The 17,449-nt window shown below is 64.2% G+C and carries 17 protein-coding genes; 10 read left to right on the top strand and 7 right to left on the bottom strand.

Annotated elements, in window-relative coordinates:
- Positions 1-125: 125 nt before the first annotated feature.
- The 3 genes from UB31_RS38315 to UB31_RS38305 all read right to left on the bottom strand — a co-directional run bounded on the left by UB31_RS38315 (position 126) and on the right by UB31_RS38305 (position 6,198).
- Positions 126-2,123, bottom strand: a complete 1,998-nt coding sequence (locus tag UB31_RS38315) for a tetratricopeptide repeat protein (RefSeq protein WP_050044945.1) — start codon at positions 2,121-2,123, stop codon at positions 126-128.
- 87 nt (positions 2,124-2,210) lie between these two features.
- Positions 2,211-4,676 carry a TonB-dependent receptor gene (locus tag UB31_RS38310; RefSeq protein ID WP_045014536.1) on the bottom strand — a complete coding sequence of 822 codons (2,466 nt, stop codon included), beginning with the start codon at positions 4,674-4,676 and terminating at the stop codon, positions 2,211-2,213.
- A gap of 163 nt (positions 4,677-4,839) precedes the next feature.
- The gene (locus UB31_RS38305; RefSeq protein WP_045006731.1) at positions 4,840-6,198 is read right to left on the bottom strand and encodes a histidine kinase; all 1,359 of its coding nucleotides are present in this window, start codon (positions 6,196-6,198) and stop codon (positions 4,840-4,842) included.
- 207 nt (positions 6,199-6,405) lie between these two features.
- On the opposite strand from UB31_RS38305, the gene UB31_RS38300 reads away from it, so the two are divergent.
- Positions 6,406-7,026, top strand: coding sequence for a response regulator (locus UB31_RS38300; protein WP_045006732.1), 621 nt, complete (start codon positions 6,406-6,408; stop codon positions 7,024-7,026).
- 102 nt (positions 7,027-7,128) lie between these two features.
- Positions 7,129-7,974, top strand: coding sequence for an S-formylglutathione hydrolase (fghA, locus tag UB31_RS38295; RefSeq protein WP_045006733.1), 846 nt, complete (start codon positions 7,129-7,131; stop codon positions 7,972-7,974).
- Positions 7,975-8,140: 166 nt separating this feature from the next.
- Here the strand turns inward: fghA and UB31_RS38290 are convergent, their stop codons facing one another.
- Entirely contained in the window at positions 8,141-8,644 is a 504-nt protein-coding gene (locus UB31_RS38290; RefSeq protein ID WP_045006734.1) for a DUF3280 domain-containing protein, read from the bottom strand.
- Between the two features lie 126 nt (positions 8,645-8,770).
- On the opposite strand from UB31_RS38290, the gene UB31_RS38285 reads away from it, so the two are divergent.
- The 6 genes from UB31_RS38285 (at position 8,771) to UB31_RS38260 (ending at position 13,644) form a co-directional block, all read left to right on the top strand.
- Positions 8,771-9,967, top strand: a complete 1,197-nt coding sequence (locus tag UB31_RS38285; RefSeq protein WP_045014535.1) for a lanthanide ABC transporter ABC transporter substrate-binding protein PedA1 — start codon at positions 8,771-8,773, stop codon at positions 9,965-9,967.
- 8 nt (positions 9,968-9,975) lie between these two features.
- On the top strand, positions 9,976-10,944 hold the full coding sequence (locus tag UB31_RS38280; RefSeq protein WP_045014534.1) for a YVTN family beta-propeller repeat protein: 969 nt from the start codon (positions 9,976-9,978) through the stop codon (positions 10,942-10,944).
- Positions 10,941-11,750, top strand: a complete 810-nt coding sequence (locus tag UB31_RS38275; RefSeq protein ID WP_045014533.1) for a lanthanide ABC transporter ATP-binding protein PedB/LutE — start codon at positions 10,941-10,943, stop codon at positions 11,748-11,750. The genes UB31_RS38280 and UB31_RS38275 overlap by 4 nt, the downstream gene beginning before the upstream one ends.
- On the top strand, positions 11,747-12,595 hold the full coding sequence (locus UB31_RS38270; protein ID WP_045014532.1) for a lanthanide ABC transporter permease protein PedC: 849 nt from the start codon (positions 11,747-11,749) through the stop codon (positions 12,593-12,595). The genes UB31_RS38275 and UB31_RS38270 overlap by 4 nt, the downstream gene beginning before the upstream one ends.
- Positions 12,592-13,206: a hypothetical protein gene (locus UB31_RS38265; RefSeq protein WP_045014531.1), complete on the top strand. Its 615-nt coding sequence runs from the start codon at positions 12,592-12,594 to the stop codon at positions 13,204-13,206. The genes UB31_RS38270 and UB31_RS38265 overlap by 4 nt, the downstream gene beginning before the upstream one ends.
- Before the next feature lie 135 nt (positions 13,207-13,341).
- The gene (locus UB31_RS38260; RefSeq protein ID WP_045006895.1) at positions 13,342-13,644 is read left to right on the top strand and encodes a copper-binding protein; all 303 of its coding nucleotides are present in this window, start codon (positions 13,342-13,344) and stop codon (positions 13,642-13,644) included.
- 3 nt (positions 13,645-13,647) lie between these two features.
- Here the strand turns inward: UB31_RS38260 and UB31_RS38255 are convergent, their stop codons facing one another.
- Positions 13,648-14,205 (bottom strand): PQQ-dependent catabolism-associated CXXCW motif protein, encoded by a 558-nt coding sequence (locus UB31_RS38255; protein WP_045014530.1) that lies wholly within the window; start codon positions 14,203-14,205, stop codon positions 13,648-13,650.
- Positions 14,202-15,083, bottom strand: a complete 882-nt coding sequence (locus UB31_RS38250) for a substrate-binding domain-containing protein (protein ID WP_045014529.1) — start codon at positions 15,081-15,083, stop codon at positions 14,202-14,204. The genes UB31_RS38255 and UB31_RS38250 overlap by 4 nt, the downstream gene beginning before the upstream one ends.
- A 262-nt stretch (positions 15,084-15,345) precedes the next feature.
- Between UB31_RS38250 and UB31_RS38245 the strand changes: the two genes are divergently transcribed.
- Positions 15,346-16,137: a quinoprotein relay system zinc metallohydrolase 2 gene (locus UB31_RS38245; RefSeq protein ID WP_502691322.1), complete on the top strand. Its 792-nt coding sequence runs from the start codon at positions 15,346-15,348 to the stop codon at positions 16,135-16,137.
- 53 nt (positions 16,138-16,190) lie between these two features.
- Entirely contained in the window at positions 16,191-17,009 is an 819-nt protein-coding gene (locus UB31_RS38240) for a quinoprotein dehydrogenase-associated SoxYZ-like carrier (RefSeq protein ID WP_045014739.1), read from the top strand.
- A gap of 52 nt (positions 17,010-17,061) precedes the next feature.
- On the opposite strand, the gene UB31_RS38235 is transcribed toward UB31_RS38240, so the two are convergent.
- Positions 17,062-17,421: a hypothetical protein gene (locus tag UB31_RS38235; protein ID WP_045014527.1), complete on the bottom strand. Its 360-nt coding sequence runs from the start codon at positions 17,419-17,421 to the stop codon at positions 17,062-17,064.
- Between the last annotated feature and the right edge of the window lie 28 nt (positions 17,422-17,449).

Genomic DNA, 17,449 nt, shown 5'->3' with positions numbered 1-17,449 from the left:
GCAGGACATACCGAGGCTCGCGAGGATCGACAAACAGCCGGTGGAATTAATCTCACTATTTAACGTTAAAGCCCGTCCCGTCAGGGCCGCCAGCAGCGCGTCCACCGGCTCGCCGAGGAAACGCTTTAGAGCAAGGTGGCCGCGCTCGAGGACTGGTTCGTCTTCGCTCCGTGCCACTGCGATCCTGAGACCGGCAAGACCGGCGCGTGGTGCATAGCCTGCCGCTGCAGGTCGGCGCGCAGCTTCTCGAAGACGCTGTTCCAGTCGCTCCGTCGCGCCTGACGGTACAGTCGCAAGGTCGGATACCATGGGCTGTCCTCACGCTCGAGGAGCCAGCGCCAATCGGGCGTGAACGGCAGCATGGTCCATACCGGGCGTCCAAGCGCGCCGGCAAGATGCACGACGGACGTGTCGACCGAAATCAGCAGATCAAGGGCGGACAGGGCCGCCGCGGTGTCTGCGAGATCGTTGAGCTGCGGCGATAGATCGGTAACGGCCTGCGACAGTTGGAGCAACGCGTCATGATCCGCTGGCCGAACATCTTTCTGGAGGCTGTAGAGCCGCACGCCGGGGACGATCAGCTCGGGCAGCAGCACGGCCGCCGCGATCGAGCGCTGGCGGTCACCCCTGTGGTCGGGATTGCCGGACCAGACCACCCCAACACGGAGGTTACCGTCAGCGTCGAGGCGCTGCCGCCACGCGGCGACCGCCGCCGGATCGGCAGCCAGATAGGGGACCGTGGCAGGGATGTTGCCGAGATCGGTCCCGAACAGCCGCGGCAGACTCATGAGCGGGATATGAAAGTCGAAGTGCGGCTGCGGCGCGTCGGGCCCGATCACTGTTACGCCAGCGAGCGATGAACGCAGCAGCCGCGCGAGCGCGGCGGGTGCACGCAGGATCACGTGGGCACCGGCACGCGCCAGCAGCGGCAGATAGCGGACGAATTGCAGCACGTCGCCGAGCCCCTGCTCGGAACGCACCAGCAGGGTGCGGCCGGCGAGATCCTCGCCCTGCCAGAGCGGTTGCGGCAGGTCCGGCGCCTTGAGATTGCGAACGCCGCCTCGCCAGCGCCACTCGTATTCCTCCCAGCCTTGGGCAAGCTCTCCGCGCCGCAGCAGGCTGACCGCCAAGTTGAAGCGGATCTTGCCGGAGTTCGGCGCGAGCGCCGCGGCCTGCCGCTGGATGCCGAGCGCAACGTCGCCAAGACCTTGTTGCTCGATGGCGACACCGAGATTGGACAATGCCTTGGCACTCTTCGGATCCAGCACCAGTGCCTGGCGGTAGCACGCGATCGCAGCATCAAGCTGATCCTGCCCCTGGAGGGCAACGCCGAGATTGATATGGGCATCGACATGCGTGGGATCGAGCGCCAGCGCTTGGCGACACGCCATGACCGCGTCATCAGGGCGCCCGACCTCCTCAAGCACAGCACCGAGATTGATGTGGGCTTCGACATTCGCGGGATCGAATGTCTGGGCCTGACGGTAGCATGCGATCGCTTCGTCACGGCGGTCGAGTTCCTCGAGCGCGATGCCGAGATTGGCGTAGGCGCCGGAACTGTCGGGACGCAGTTCGATGGCTCGCCGATAGGCATGGACAGCAGCATCCGACCGGCCGGCATCCCTCAGCGCGACGCCTAGGTTGAAGTGAAGCGCGGCCGAGTTCGGATCACGAGCGATCGCCTGCTGCAAGGCCTCGATCGCCTCGGCGTGCCGGCCACTGTCATTGAAGGCGATGCCAAGCTTCGAATGGAGCCTGGCAAGCGTCGGCGCCAATCCGATGGCACGCTGATAACAAGCAATGGCATCGTCGCAGCGGCCGTCGACCGAAAACGCGTCGCCCAGGATCTCAAGAGCTTGGGCGTCGTCCCCGTGGATCGCCAGGGCACGCTCCAGCAAGTCGATCGCCTCGGCGCGTGCTTCCGGCGCGCCGTCGAGGCACAGCACCACGGCCAGCAGCACCATGGCATCGCGAAAACGATGGTCTTTCGTCAGGATAACACGGCACAGCGCGCCCGCCTCGGCAAGACGGCCGCACGCATGATCGCGGACGGCGGTCTCGAAGGCTGCCTTGACATCACCACCATCAGCCTCACCAACGTCAGCCTTGCCGGTGCTCGTCATTGGCTCCGCGTCCTGCCCTCCATTTTCAACGGGCGGCACACGGATTTCGGGCGCGATAATTTTCGCCGCGCGCTCGGCGAGCTCAACTCAGAACGTCACCCGCGCGCCCGCGTAGAACGCGCGCGGCCTTGCCGGGCTGAGCGAGCGCGCATCGGTGAAGTTGTTTCCGCCGTTGGCGAAGTTCGGCAGCGCAGTGGTGTCGAAGAAGGTGCCGTAGGTCGAGTAGCGGTTGTCGAAGACGTTGTCGACCTTGCCATAGAACTGGAGGTTCTTGGTGACCTGGTAGGACGTGTGCAGGTTGAACACCGCGTAGCCCGGCAGCTTGGGCGCCTGATTGGACTCGTCGCCGACATAATACTGGCTCGAGACCCAGAGCGCATCGCCGCCGACCTTCCAGGCGTCGGTGACGGCATATTCGATGCCGGCCTTGATGCGGTGGCGCGGGACGTTCGGAATCTGGTTGCCCGGTGAGATCTGGATGTTGCCGTCGCCGTCGGCGAACGGGCTATTCGAGCCGACCTGAAGCGCATCGAGGAAGCGGGCATCCACAAAGGCGTAGCTGGCGTGGAATTGCACCACATTCGACTTGAGACTCACCTCGGCTTCAATGCCCTGCCGGCGCGTCGAGCCGACGTTCTGGAAATAGCCAAAGCCCTGGAGACCCGGAATCGGGATCGCCAGGATGTCGTCATAATTGGTGGCACGGAAGCCACCAATCTTCCAGCCGAGCTGGCCGATGTTCAAGTCCTTGGTGCCGCGCAAACCGGCCTCGACGGTCTTCGATACGACCTGCTTCAACGACGGGTCGGAGACGAGGAAGGCAGCGATCAGGCAGGGGTTGTTCGGATCGGCGCAACCGAGCTCGAGCGGCGTCGGAACCCGGTTGGCTTCCGAATAACCGGCATAGGCGGTCAGTTCGGGCGTGATCTTGTAGGTGCCGCCGATCACCGGATTAAAGCGATCGAAGGTGTGATCGCCATTCAGCGCGGTGCCGAGCTGATCCTCCAGGGTGACGCGGGCCGTATTGTACCGGCCACCACCCGTGATGGCGAAGGCTTCCGTCACATTGAAAGTATCGAGCGCGTAGAGCCCGCGATATTGGTTGACGGTTCGAAGCGATACCGGGCCAATCGAGGTGGGATCGCCCGATTGGCCGAGGAAAATCCCATTGCCCGTCACGACGTAATTTTCGCCCAAAGTCCCGAGCTCGGAGCTCGCGTCGAAATGGGTGACGCTGGCATCGTAGGTTGCGCCGAGCACGAGTCGGTTCTCATGCCCGAACAACTGGTCGCTGTTGGTCGCCTGGCCGGAGATGCCGAACGTGGTCGAGCGCGTCGTGGTGCGATCGATCTCGCCGAGCACCGCGCCTGGAGCGAAGGGGTTGGCAAGCTGGGCGCCGTTCAGGCCGAAAGCCGGCGTGCTGTCGTCCCCGAAGCACAACAGTGTCGGATCGGCGCAAGGCTGGGCGTCGGTCGGATTGCCATCCTGGGTCTTCTGGCTGAAACCACGCACATGCGCCGTGCCTTCGAACGTCCAGGTCGGCGTGGCCTCGACCTTGCCGGTCAGATTGATATAGCCAATCTGGTTGGCATTGGTCTGCGGCGTGGTGTAGGAGGCGCCCCAATATTGCTGGAGCAGCTCGACCGGAACAGTGCTCGGTCCGGCCAGATGATTGTCGGCAACGCCCATGTTGATATGGAATTCATTACCCTCGAAGCGATAGCCGACGTCGCCGTAGAAGCGGCGGATGTCCGAGGAGGAAAAATTGCGGAAGCCGTTGTCATGCGCGCCCTCAAGCGCGCCATAGACTGCCCAGTTGTTGTCGACCTTCTTGCCCCATTGCGCCGAACCCTGGATGCGGCCAAACGAGCCGCCCATGACGTCGATCTCGGCACCCTGATAGGTGAAGCCGTCCTTCATCAGGAGATTGACGGCGCCGCCGAGCGCGTTGAGGCCGAAGGCGGGATTGTTGGTCACGATCGTGGCGGAACGGATTGCCGCGGTCGGGATCGCGTCCCAATTGACGGCGTCGGAAAAGGCTTCGTTGATGCGCACACCGTTCTGGTAGACGGCAAGCCCCTGCGGCGTGCCGACCAAAGGCGAAGCGACGTAGCCGCGAAACTCGATGTTCGGCTGGAACGGATTGCCGGTGACTTCGGTGAGATTGACGCCGGGGACATATTGCTGAAGCGCGTCGCCGATGTTCAACGAACCGGTACGCTTGATCTGGTTCGGATCGACCGCATTGACGCTCGCCGGAATCTTGTCGACATCGATGCTGCCGGAGGCGCCGGGCGAGGTCGGGTAGACGTAGAGCCTGGCCGTGGGCTTCGCGGAACTTGTCGTTCTGGCCGGCGCCGCCCGCGTTGGCGCGCGCCGCGTGGTCGGCTGCGGGGCCACCACCTCGATCGCCGGGAGGTTTTGAACGTTGGTCTCCTCGTCCTGCGCGGCGCGCGCGTCAGTTCCGAGAAAGAGTCCCGACAGCAGCCCCGTCGATACCGAGGCAATCAGTAGATTTCGCTTGTTTCTCGGCTTAGTTCTCGGCTTGCCCATTCCTGTCGCCCCATCCGTAACCTCCGGCTGTTTTGTTTTCGCCGTTTGGTTGGAGAGGAGTGTAGTCGGCGGCGGTGAGCGCGCCAGCTACAAAAGGTCGGGCAGCATCCGCGCCCGTTTTCCCGACGAAATCGGGAATTTTTCCCGAATGCCTTCTGCGCGATCAGGCCGCGACCGTCGGAACCAGCGCTTCCACGGTCACGCCACCCTCGCCTGATGCGACATTGAGCGTGCCGCCCAGCGCCAGAATGCGCTCGCGCATGCCGACGAGGCCGAAGCCGAGCTTCTGGCCCGGCTCCATGCCATGGCCGTTGTCGCTGACCCGCACCCTGGCGCAGCCGCGACCGTCGCTGCCCGACGGCTCCGCAGGCTCGATCACGACATCGATCGAAGTTGCGCCGGCGTGGCGGAACGCGTTGGTGAGCGCCTCCTGCACGACGCGGTAGATGGTGAGATCGGCGGTTTCACCGACCGGCCCGAGCGCGGGCGAGATCGTGGTCTTTATCGCGACGTCGGGACGCGATTCCCGCCACAATCGCGACAGTGATTCGAGCGCCTGGCCCAGGCCAAGCTCGGCGAGGCCCACAGGCCGGAGCCGCTCCAGCACGCGACGGGTGAATTGCTGGAGCGCGTTGATCTGCTCCAGCAAGGCGCTGCCGTGTTTTCGCACGGCGTCCGCGCTCAGGGCGCGCCCTTCCGCCAGCTTTGCGAGCGCGCTCGCATGCGCGCGCAGCGAGAATAGATATGGTCCGAACTCGTCGTGCAGCTCGCGCGCAATCTCCTTGCGCTCGACGTCCTGGAGCGACACCGCGCGCTCGGCAAGACGCCGCTTGTCCTCGACCGCCTCTCCCAATGTCGCGGCGAGATGATTGAGCTTGGTGCAGATCGCGGCGAGCTCGGGCGCGCCGCCCGGCGTCGCGCGCGAATCGTAGCGGCCGTCTTCCAGCTCGCCCATCGTTTGCGCCAAGGATTGGAGCGGCGCGAGCGCGCGGCCGACCACATTCATCATCACCAGGAACAGCGCGAGCGCGATGGCCGAGCCGACCTCGAGCTGCGTGACGATCGCGTCCCAGATCTCGGCGATCTCGTCATTTGGATGCGAGGTGATCACCAGCGAGCCGGGCTTGCCGTGGACCGAGACCGGCACGCTGACCGCGGTCTGCTCGGGATGAACCAGGCTGACAAACCAGGCCGGCGGTCCGGGCGTGTCGTCATCAGCATCGGGCCGCGGCGGGGTCAGCGGGTTCCCGCTTGAATCCTTGAGCGCGATGCTGACATGGCGCAGACGGTTCAGATCGCGCGCGATCTGGTTCAGCCTGGCATCGGGATCGGGCGCCTCGTTGAGATCGGCAACGATCATCTCGATAAACTCGCGCGCCAGCCGGATCACGCTCTGGTCCTCTGCCTGCACGCGCGGCCCCGCCTCCGCGGCCTGGCGGGCGATATTGACCGCAAGCCCCAGCGCCAGCAGCAACGCCAGCAGCAGGTTGATGCGCGCGCGCAAGGATAGATTTTGCCACATTGGTTACGCTCGTGCCCCCGAAGGATCGCTCGTGCCCGTCCGATGACGTTGACAGACCCGAAGCACCCGATATCTAATCGGAAGCGTACAGCAATCCCGGCCGGGTTGCATGACCCGACATGAGACGCGCGCGGCTCCCTTGTTCGGCATCATGCAGCGAAACAGGCAAGTTCTATCACGGGGAACGTGCTGTCGCGAGGAACGCCTATGCGCATTCTGATCGTCGACGATCATCCCATCGTCGCCTCCGGCTGCCGTGCCGTGCTGGCTGATGACGGCGAGATCGACATTCTGGAGGCCGCCGACGCCGAAAGCGGCGAGTGCGTCTTCATCGTCGAGCGCCCCGACCTCTGCATCATCGACATCAACCTGCCGACCGTCTCCGGCTTCGAGCTCGCGCGCCGCATCCTGGAGCGCGCGGCAGATGCGCGCATCATCATGTTCAGCATGAACGACGATCCCGCCTTCGCCGCGCGCGCGATCGAGTGCGGCGCCAAAGGCTACGTCTCCAAGACCGGCGACCCCGATGATCTCGTCGAGGCGATCCGCACCGTCGGTGCGGGCGGCACCTATCTGCCAAGCGCGATCGCGCGCAGCATCGCTTTCGCCGGGCCTACGCTGGCGCAAAACCCGCTATCGAAGCTGAACGCGCGCGAGATGGAGATCCTGCGGCTGCTCAGCGCCGGAAAAAGCCTGTCCGAGATCGCCTGGCTGGTGCAATCGTCCTACAAGACGGTCGCCAACACTTCCTCGATCATGCGCCAGAAGCTGGGCGTCAAGACCTCGGTCGAGCTGGTGCGGCTGGCGATCGACAGCGGCGTGGCCTGACTGGCGCCAGACTTGTCTTACGTAAGGCTTGGCGCGCCGCACAAATTCGGTCACACAAGCGTTGCAACGTAGATGTGGTGAGATGCCGCGGAGCACACAGGCATGACGATCCAGACTGTCTCGACCAATACATCCTATGGCGGCGTGCAGGGCGTGTACCGCCATGCGAGCGCTTCGACCGGAACCGACATGGTGTTCTCGGTCTATGTTCCGCCTCATCCGGCCGGGGCGAAGCTTCCCGTGGTCTGGTATCTCTCGGGGCTCACCTGCACGCATGCCAACGTCACCGAGAAGGGCGAATTCCGCCGCGCCTGCGCCGAGCTCGGCCTGATCTTCGTTGCGCCCGACACCAGCCCGCGCGGGCCCGACGTGCCCGGCGATGCCAACAATTCCTATGATTTCGGCCTGGGGGCCGGCTTCTACGTCGATGCCACGCAAGAACCGTTTTCGCGCAACTATCGCATGTGGAGCTATGTCACCGACGAGCTGCCAAAACTGGTCGCCGAGAATTTTCCGGTCGATGCCAAGCGGCAATCGGTGATGGGCCATTCGATGGGCGGCCACGGCGCGCTGACGGTCGCGCTGCGCAACCCGCATCGCTATCGTGCGGCCAGCGCGTTTGCCCCGATCGTGGCGCCGTCGCAGGTGCCCTGGGGCATCAAGGCGCTGACCGGCTATCTCGGGCCGAACAAGGACGCCTGGCGCAGCCATGACACGGTGGCGCTGATCGAGGACGGCGCGAAATTTTCGGGCTTCCTCGTCGATGTCGGTGAGGCCGACAACTTTCTGAAGGAGCAGCTGAAGCCGGAGCTGCTGCAAGCGGCCTGCACCAAGGCCAACATCCCGCTGACGCTACGGCGCCAGGCGGGGTATGACCACAGCTACTACTTCATCTCGACGTTCATGGGCGATCATTTGCATTGGCATGCGGAGAGATTGAAGGGGTGAGTTCCTTTCTTCCTTCTCCCCTTGTGGGAGAAGGTGGCGCGAAGCGCCGGATGAGGGGTATCTCACCGCGACTTCAGATGAGAGTTAGACTCGCGGAGAGAGACCGCTCACCCGTCTCGCCGCTGCGCGGCGAGCCACCCTCTCCCACAGGGGAAGAGGGAAAAACCTACTCCGGCTTCCCGTAGTTCGGCGCCAGCAACCGATTGCGGATCAGGTAGCTCATCGTGCGCGACCAGGATTCATCCGTATTGCCGCGCATGTCGGCACTCGCGGCCGTGATCATGTTGCCGGTCTTCACGTCGCGTAAGTAAATGTTCAAGTTGATGATCAGGTTTGAGACCTTCTGCACCATGCCGGTGATCTCGAGGTCGGCGCCCAACTGGCCCGCGAGCTTGAGGTCACAGCCGCCGCAGACCTGCAAATTGCTGTGACGGGCGGCATCCCTCACGGGCGCGACGTCGAGCATCTGGAACCTGCCTGAATCCGCCAGCGCCTTACGCAACTGCTCGCCGATGAGCTCGAGCCGCGCCTCCTCCGGCTTCGAGCCATAGAACTCGCCGGGCAGGCTGGTGTCGATCAGCTCGAAATCAAACACCACAAGCTTTGGTGAATCGGCGAGCGCAACTGATGCCGTCAACAGCAAAGCGGCGAAACATATCAGCGCTCGCATGATCGTGATTCCCGGCGTGCCCACGTGAGGACGAAATGCGGGGTTGCATGCCCTGCCAAATCGGTCATGCTTTAGCAGAGACAATTCTCCACCGGCGGTCAAGCCGGGGAGACGTACGGAGGAAGCATGATCCGATGGTTGCCCGGCCTGATCGGCCTGTGTCTGGTCGGTTTGAGTCTTGCCGCGACGCAAGCGCTCGCGGCCGACCCGGTCACGATCGGCGTCGGCTATCTCGGCATCGCCGGCACCAGATCGACACTGTCGCTGGTCGAGCAGCCCGCGGAGAATGACGGCGTCGCCGGCGCGCGCCTTGCGATCGAGGACAACAACACCACCGGAAAATTCCTCAACCAGCGCTTTGCGCTGGAAGAGCGCCGCATCAAGGAGGGCGAGGACGTGGTGCAAGCCGCGACCGACCTCGCCGCGCGCAACGGCTTTATCATCGCCGACCTGCCGGCCGACGCGCTCCTGAAAGTTGCCGACGCCTTGCGCGATCGCGGTACGCTGCTGTTCAATACCGGCGCGATCGACGAGCGGCTGCGCGAGGCCGATTGCCGCGCCAATGTCATCCACACCGCGCCGACGCGGTCGATGCTGGCGGATGCGCTCGGCCAGTATCTGGTGTGGAAGCAGTGGAAGCGGTGGCTGCTCGTGGTCGGCTCGCACGACGAGGACAAGCTGTTCGCCGATGCGCTCCGGCGCACCGCGACGCGCTTCGGCGCCAAGATCGTGCAGGAGCGCAGCTTCGAGGACACCGGCGGCGCGCGCAGGACCGACTCGGGCGTGACGCTGATCCAACGCCAGATGCCGGTGTTCACGCAGCAGGCGCCCGCCTATGACGTGCTCGTCGCCGCCGACGAGAGCGAAGTGTTCGGCGCCTATCTGCCCTATCGCACCTGGGATCCGCGGCCCGTCGCCGGCTCGGCCGGCCTGGTGCCGCGCAGCTGGGACGCGGCGCAGGACCAGTGGGGTGCAACCCAGATGCAAAACCGCTTCATGAAGCTGAACTCGCGCCGCATGACCGCGCTCGACATGCAGACCTGGACGGCAGTGCGCATGATCGGCGAAGCCACCTCGCGCACCAATTCAGGCGACGTCAAGAAGGTCACCGATTTCATCAAGGGGCCGGACTTTTCCGTGGCCGCCTTCAAGGGCACGAAGCTGACCTTGCGCGACTGGAACCTCCAGCTGCGCCAGCCGATCCTGCTGGTCGACGGCCGCATGGTGGTGTCGGTGTCGCCACAGGAGGGATTTCTGCACCAAGTCTCGGAGCTCGATACGCTCGGCTATGATCGCCCGGAGAGCAAATGCAAGCTGAAGTGAGAACGCGGATGTTGCGCTGTTGGCGTGTGGGGTTGCTGTCCGGACTGGCGCTCGCCGCGGCGCCGGCGCATGCGTTCGTTGCCTATGTCTCGAACGAGAAAAGCAACACGGTGTCGGTGATCGACACCGAGAGCTGGACGGTGACCAAGACCATCAAGGTCGGCCAGCGCCCGCGCGGCATCGAGTTCACACGTGACGGCAAGTTCGTGATGGTCGCGGTCGGTGACGACGACACCATCCAGGTGATCGACGCCAAGACGCAAGGTATCGTCGACACCCTGCCCTCCGGACCCGACCCCGAGCTGTTCACCCAGGATGCCGCCGGTAAGACCCTTTATGTCGCCAACGAGAACGACAACACGGTGACCGTGATCGACCTCGAAAAGCGCGCCCGTCTCGGCGACATCCAGGTCGGCGTCGAGCCCGAGGGCATGACCATCAGCCCCGACGGCAGGATTCTGATCAACACGTCGGAAACGACCAACATGGCGCATTTCATCGATACGACCTCGCGCCAGATCGTCGCCAACGTGCTGGTTGACGCGCGGCCGCGCTTTGCTGAATTCAAGCACGACGCTTCCGAATTATGGGTGTCGTCCGAGATCGGCGGCACGGTGTCGATCATCGATCCCGGCAAGCACGAGGTGATCGGCAAGATCAATTTCGATATCCCGGGCCTGCGCCGCGAGGCGATCCAGCCGGTCGGCATCGGCATGACCAAAGACGACAAGACCGCCTTCGTCGCGCTCGGCCCCGCCAACCGCGTCGCCGTGGTCGACACCGCCACGCGCAAGGTGACGAAATATCTGCTGGTCGGACAGCGGGTCTGGCACATGGCGTTCACGCCGGACGAAAAGTACCTGCTGGTGACCAATGGCGTGTCCAACGACGTCTCGGTGATTGACGTCGCGGCGCAAAAGGTGATCAAGACGATTCAAGTGGGCGAGCTACCCTGGGGCATCACGATCGCGCCATGACCAGCCCTGCTCCCATCACCGAAACACGCGAGGCCGCGCCAAAGGCAGATACGGCGGCTGTGCCGGCGTTGTCGATTGATGGCATCAGCCATGCCTATGGACCGCGGCGGGCGCTGATCGATGTCTCCTTCAACGTGCAGCCTGCGAGCTTTACCGCGCTGCTCGGCCTCAACGGCGCGGGCAAGAGCACGCTGTTCTCACTCATCACGCGCCTGTTCGGCATCCAGACCGGCCGCGTCGGCATCTTCGGCCATGACATCAGCAAGAACCCCGGCGAGGCGCTGCGGCTACTCGGCGTCGTGTTCCAGCCGCGCACGCTCGATCTCGATTTGTCGCTGACGCAGAATCTGCTCTATCACGCCGCGCTTCATGGCATCAGCCGCCGCGAGGCCGCCACGCGCAGCGCCGAACTGCTCGGCCGCATCGGGCTTTCCGACCGCACCGGCAGCAAGGTGCGCGATCTCTCCGGCGGGCAGATGCGGCGGCTGGAGATTGCGCGCGCGCTGCTGCACCGGCCGCGGTTGCTGCTGCTGGACGAGCCGACCGTCGGCCTCGACGTCAAGGCGCGCGCCGACATCATCAGCCATGTGCGCCAGTTGGTGACGGAACAGGGCATCGGCGTGCTCTGGGCCACGCATCTGTTCGACGAGATCAACGCAAGCGACGACCTCGTGGTGCTGCATCAGGGCAAGGTGCTGGCCAAGGGCCCTGTCGGCCGCGTGGTTGCGGAGGCCGGCGCGCAGGACGTCAACACCGCCTTCATGCGTCTGACCGGCGCGCAAACCATGCCGGGAAGCGGCGCATGAGCAGCATCACCGCCCACGATGCGCCTCGCGGGTTCTCGTTCTCGGAGTACATGACCTGCCTCACCGGCATCGTCTGGCGTGAGGGCCTGCGCTTCCTGCATCAGCGCGAGCGCTTCGTCTCGGCGCTGGTGCGGCCGCTGGTGTGGCTGTTCATCTTCGCCGCCGGCTTCCGCCAGGTGCTCGGCATCTCCATCATCCCGCCCTACGAGACCTACATTCTCTACGAGGTCTTCATCGCGCCCGGACTGATGGCGATGATCCAGCTCTTCAACGGCATGCAGTCCTCGCTCTCGATGGTCTACGACCGCGAGATGGGCAACATGCGCACGCTGCTGGTGAGCCCGTTGCCGCGCGGGTTCCTGCTGTTCTGCAAGCTGCTCGCGGGAACCGCAGTGTCGCTGCTCCAGGTTTATGCGTTCCTTCTGATCGCCTGGTTCTGGGACATCACGCCTCCCCCGATCGGCTATCTTACCGTGCTGCCGGCGCTGATCCTGTCCGGCTTGATGCTGGGCTCGCTCGGCATGCTGATCTCCTCGGGCATCAAGCAGCTTGAAAGCTTCGCCGGCGTGATGAACTTCGTGATCTTCCCGATGTTCTTTGCTTCCTCGGCGCTCTACCCGCTGTGGCGGGTGCAGGAGGGCAGCCCTTATCTCTATTATGTTTGCCAGGCCAATCCGTTCACCCATGCGGTGGAGCTGATCCGTTTCGCGCTGTACGGACAGGTCAACTGGATCTCGCTCGCGGTGGTCGCGAGCTGCACAACCGTCTTCATGACCGGGGCGATTTTCGCCTATGATCCCTCGCGCGGGCTGGCCCGGCGCGGGCCTGCGGGAGGCGAAGGATGATGGTTCGGATCGTGACGATGGCCGCTCTGGCGCTCGCATTGACGGGCACAGCCACGCGCGCGGCCGATCCGCGCTACCCCGACTGGCCGTGCACGCAGGCCAAGGTCCCGGACATCTCGCTCGCCGCCGTCTGGGCCGGCCCGGCGCTCGACGACGCCGAGACCAAGTGGAAGGACGACGCAAAAGTCAGCGCGCTGGTCTCGAAGCTCGCGGCACGCAAGACGCCGCTGGACGACGCTGAAAAGTCGGTGAAGGAATTTCTGGTGGGCTCCGCCGCCGACAAGACCGCGAATGCAAAGCTGCTGTTCGCCGGCCTGTTCGACACGCTCAACGCCCAGCGCTCCCAGGTCATGGGCGGGCTCGAACGGGTCAGCCGCAAGCAGCGCGAGGCCGCCGACAAGATCCGCGACGAGACGATTCAGCTCCAGACGCTCCAGGGGGCGACGCCGCGCGACGACACCAAGGTCGAGGCACTGAGCAACCAGCTGATCTGGGAGACCCGCATCTTCGAAGACCGCCGCAAGGTGGTGCGATTCGTCTGCGAGGTTCCGACCGCGATCGACCAGCGCCTGTTTGCGCTGGGACGCGTAATCCAGCAGGAAATGGAATAGCGTCAGCCTCACTGACAGCTCCGCAAAAGTTCCCGCGATCTCAACGCGATCGTTAACCATCGCCGCGCTATCTGCCGGAACCAAATCGATCTAGGATGTCTTGTCGATGTGGATCTCGAACGCCGGGAGGCCTCGATGGGAACCAGACAATTCATCTTCGCGGGCGCTGCAGCCATCAGTATGCTCGCATCCAGCGCTTTTGCCGCTGACGATATGACCGGAATGGTCACCAGGATCGATCGGCTCAACAACACGATCTCGATCCAGCAGACGCAGAAGGGCACGGTCGGCGGCAGCGCCGGCGGCGCTGGCGCGCTCCAGGAGTACAAGGCCAAGGACGCCGCGATGCTGGACGCCGTCCATGCCGGTGACCGGGTAAGCTACACCGCGACCGAGGCGGATGGCACAGGCACGCTGACGAAGTTGCAGAAGCAGTAGCTCCTACTGATCAGGGCGCGGCTCCGGCTGCGCCTCGTCGGTCGGGAGTTTCGCGCGTTCCCAGCCATCGGTCCCATCGGGATACCAGGCGATGTTGGCGTAACCGTCAGCCAACGCGCGCTTGGCGGCGTTCCACGACATCCAGCAATCGGCCAGGCAATAGATCACCAGCAGCGCGGCCTTGTCGCCGCGCGATGCACGCGCGAGGCCGCGCCGGAAATAGTCATCCATGGCGGGCGGCAGCGTGCCGTAGCCGGTATCCGGCAGCCAGATGCTGCCCGGAATGTTTTTCCGCGGCGCATCGCGCCACACCGTGCCTTCGGGAAGGTTCTTCGGCTTCGGCGGTCGCGGCAATACATCGATGAACGCGCCGCTCTTTGCCCGCCAGATCGCCTCGGCCTCCGCGGTCGTGAGCACGCGTGCGCCTTCCAGCGTCGCCGGCACCGGCCCGCGGTAATTGTCGGTGCGATAACCCTCGGGCTCGAACGGCTCCTGCTGCTGCGCGAATGCCGGCGCCGCCAGCATGGCGGCGACGATCGCAGCGGCAAGACGCCGTCTCATGGCGCCTTCTTGGCCGTCTCCGCGACGAGCGGCCGGTCGCTCTCGTCCAGCAGCGGCACACCGAAGTCGGTCAAGATCTTGTTGATCTCGCCCTGGTTCTCCTGGATCAGCTTGTTGAGCTGCCGCTTCCAGTTCTGGTCGGCCGGACGCACGCCCATGCCGATGCGATAGACCAGCTTTGGCCCAGTGGTCTCCTTCACCAGCGGCGTGACATGAAGCGAACCGGCCTTCTTGGCGTAGAAGCCCGCCATCGGGCCCCACAGCACGCCGGCGTCGATCTTGCCGTTGGTGAGATCGTCGATCATGGCCTGCGCCGAATTGTCATAGCGGGTGTCGATCATCAGCGGATACGGCTTGGCGTCGCCCATCAGGCCGGCGATCGCCATATTGGTGGCCGGCGGCGTGCCTGCGACGATGCCGACATGCTTGCCCTTGAGCCGCGCGTCTTCGAGCGTATCGACGTCCTCGAGCCCGCTGCCCGCTTTCGCGACCAGCGCGTAGGACGTGCGGTAATAAGGGTTGGTGCCCTGCACGAGGTCGTCGCCTTGCGGAAAGCCCATGATGACGTCGCAGCGATGCGCACCCAGCGTCATCCGCACGAAGCCGGTCGCCTGCGGAAAGAAAACATAGTCGAGCTTCTTCTGGAGCTTGTCCGCGAGCAGCTCCGCGAGCTTGTTCTCAAGCCCCTCGCCCTTCTCGTTGGAGAACGGCAGGTTGCGCGGATCGGCACAGACACGCAGCACCTTTGGATCGACCAGCTCGAATGAGAGGTCGCCAGTCTCGCTCGTCTGCGCCATGGCGACATCGCCGACTGCGCAGGATGCGACCATGGCACACAGCAAAATCAACCAGCGACGATGTCGCCCGGCCTCCGTCATCGCGCTTCCTCCATCTTTTGTCTGGATGCTATCCATGCAACGCAGGACGCACCATGTTTTGCCAAACTTTGTGTTGGCTTGTTGTGCTGCAGTGCAATGCCGCAAACCCCTGAACTGAGGCGGAAAAGTGTCTCATCTCGCTTCAACGATCGCAGCCTTGACCCTGCTGGGCTTCGCGACGCTAGCACGCGCGGGGACAGCCGAATTGCCTGTGAGCGAAGTCGCGCCGGGAATCTTCGTACACTCCGGGACCATCGCCCTGATGACCCGCGAGAATGAGGGCGACATTGCCAATGTCGGCTTCATCGTCGGCGAGGATGCGGTGGCCGTGATCGATACCGGCGGCAGCGTCCGCGAGGGCGAGGCGCTGCTCGCGGCCGTGCGGGCCCACACCAGCAAGCCGATCCGCTACGTCATCAACACCCACGGCCATCCCGACCATGTCTTCGGCAATGCCGCTTTTGTGGCGGAAGGAACCAGCTTTGTCGGCCACAGCAAGCTGCCGCAGGCGCTGGCGACGCGCGGGCCGTATTATCTCGACAATTTTAGACGCATCATGGGAGACGAATTGATCTCGCCGGTGAAGATCGTGCCGCCCACCCTGCTCGTGCAGGACACGCTGATGCTCGATCTCGGATCGCGCCGCTTGTCCTTGCGGGCATGGCCGGCCGCGCACAGCGACAATGACCTGACCGTGTTCGATGAGTCGACGAAGACGCTGTTCGCTGGCGATCTCGTCTTTCTCCGCCACATTCCGGTGATGGACGGCAGCATTCGCGGCTGGCTCGCCCTGCTTGGGGAACTTGAGACGATTCCAGCGACCCGCGTCGTTCCCGGTCACGGCGCCGTGAGCGACTGGCCGGCCGCACTTTCCGATGAACGGCGTTATCTGTCGACGCTGCTGTCCGACGTGCGTGCGCTCAACAAGAAGGGCGAATCGATCCGGGCCGCGGCGGACAAGGCGGCCTCGTCCGAGCGTTCCCATTGGGACCTCTTCGACGACTACAACGCCCGCAACGCAACCGCAGCATTTTCGGAAATTGAATGGGAGTAGCGGACGCGCTACGGTTACCTCCACAACTGCTTCGTCCGCGCGGGACCATGACCATGCTGGGACTTAAGCTTCGCCTAACCTTGATCACTGCGCTCGCCGGCATCGTCCTCGCAATGCCTGCGCGCGCCGAGGAGGCCTATGATCCCTGGCCCGGCCTGGTGCAGGACATTTTCAGCAACCGCCCGATGAACGACGGCGCCGACGTGATCGGCATCGAGATGCCTTATCGCGCCGAGGATGCGGCGATCGTGCCGGTGACCCTGCGCAGCAAGCTGTCGCCGGGCGATGCCCGCCGCATCCGGTCGATCACGCTGGTGATCGACCGCAACCCGGCGCCGATGGCGGCGAAGTTCGAGCTCGGGCCGGATGCCAATGTCAGCGAAATCTCCACGCGCGTGCGCGTCAACAACTACACCGACGTGCATGCGGTGGCCGAGCTCAACGACGGTACGCTCTACGTCTCCAAGACCTATGTGAAGGCCTCCGGCGGCTGCTCGGCGCCGGCGGGGAAGAACGCGGAGGAAGCCCAGAATCGTCTCGGCCAGATGCGCTACCGCCAATTCGCGCGCGAGGAGGCGCCGGCCAGCCGCATCCGCGAGGCGCAGATCATGATCGGCCATCCCAACAATTCCGGCCTCCAGATGGATCAGGTCACGCAGCTCTATATTCCGGCCTTCTTCGTGAACCAGTTGAAGTTGACGCAGGACGACAGCCCCGTACTGTCGATGGAGGGCGGCATCTCGATCTCGGAAGATCCCAATCTGCGCTTCACCTACGTCTCCAACGGCGCCAAGCGTTTTCGCGCGGAGGCGAAGGACACGGATGGGCATGTGTTCCGCAATGAATGGGATGTCGACAAGCCGGGGACGTGAGGCTCCGCTTACCCTCTCTCCTTCGGGAGAAGGGAATGCAGCGGCGCAAGCGTCAGAAACACCTCACTTCGGCTTCCGCCTGCGCACGCCGTAAATCATTCACCGCCGAGTTCGCCTGCTCTGACGTGCGAAACTGGACGCCCAGATTGCCCTGGACCTGGGACATGCTGAGCGCGGTCTCTGCGGTGACGTAGCGCTCGTAGGTGACGATCGAAGCCACCACGTCGATCGAACACGAGCACTGCTCGATCGCCTGACGCGTTTCGCCATTGGCCTTCATGCAGCCATAGACATATTCGGCCCGCGCGGAGGTCGGATAATCATTGGCCTCCTCGGCCCGCGCTACGTACACACCCGCGGCCAGCACGGCCAATGCGGCGACAATCGGTCGTACCCGTCCCGCCAAACTCATGAGTGTCCTCCCGCTGGTTGCGATGGAA

This window comes from Bradyrhizobium sp. LTSP849, assembly GCF_000938255.1.
In the GTDB taxonomy this organism is placed as follows: Bacteria; Pseudomonadota; Alphaproteobacteria; order Rhizobiales; family Xanthobacteraceae; genus Bradyrhizobium.
The sequence above is the reverse complement of the archived record's forward strand: the minus strand, read 5'-3'. Positions and strand labels throughout refer to the sequence as shown.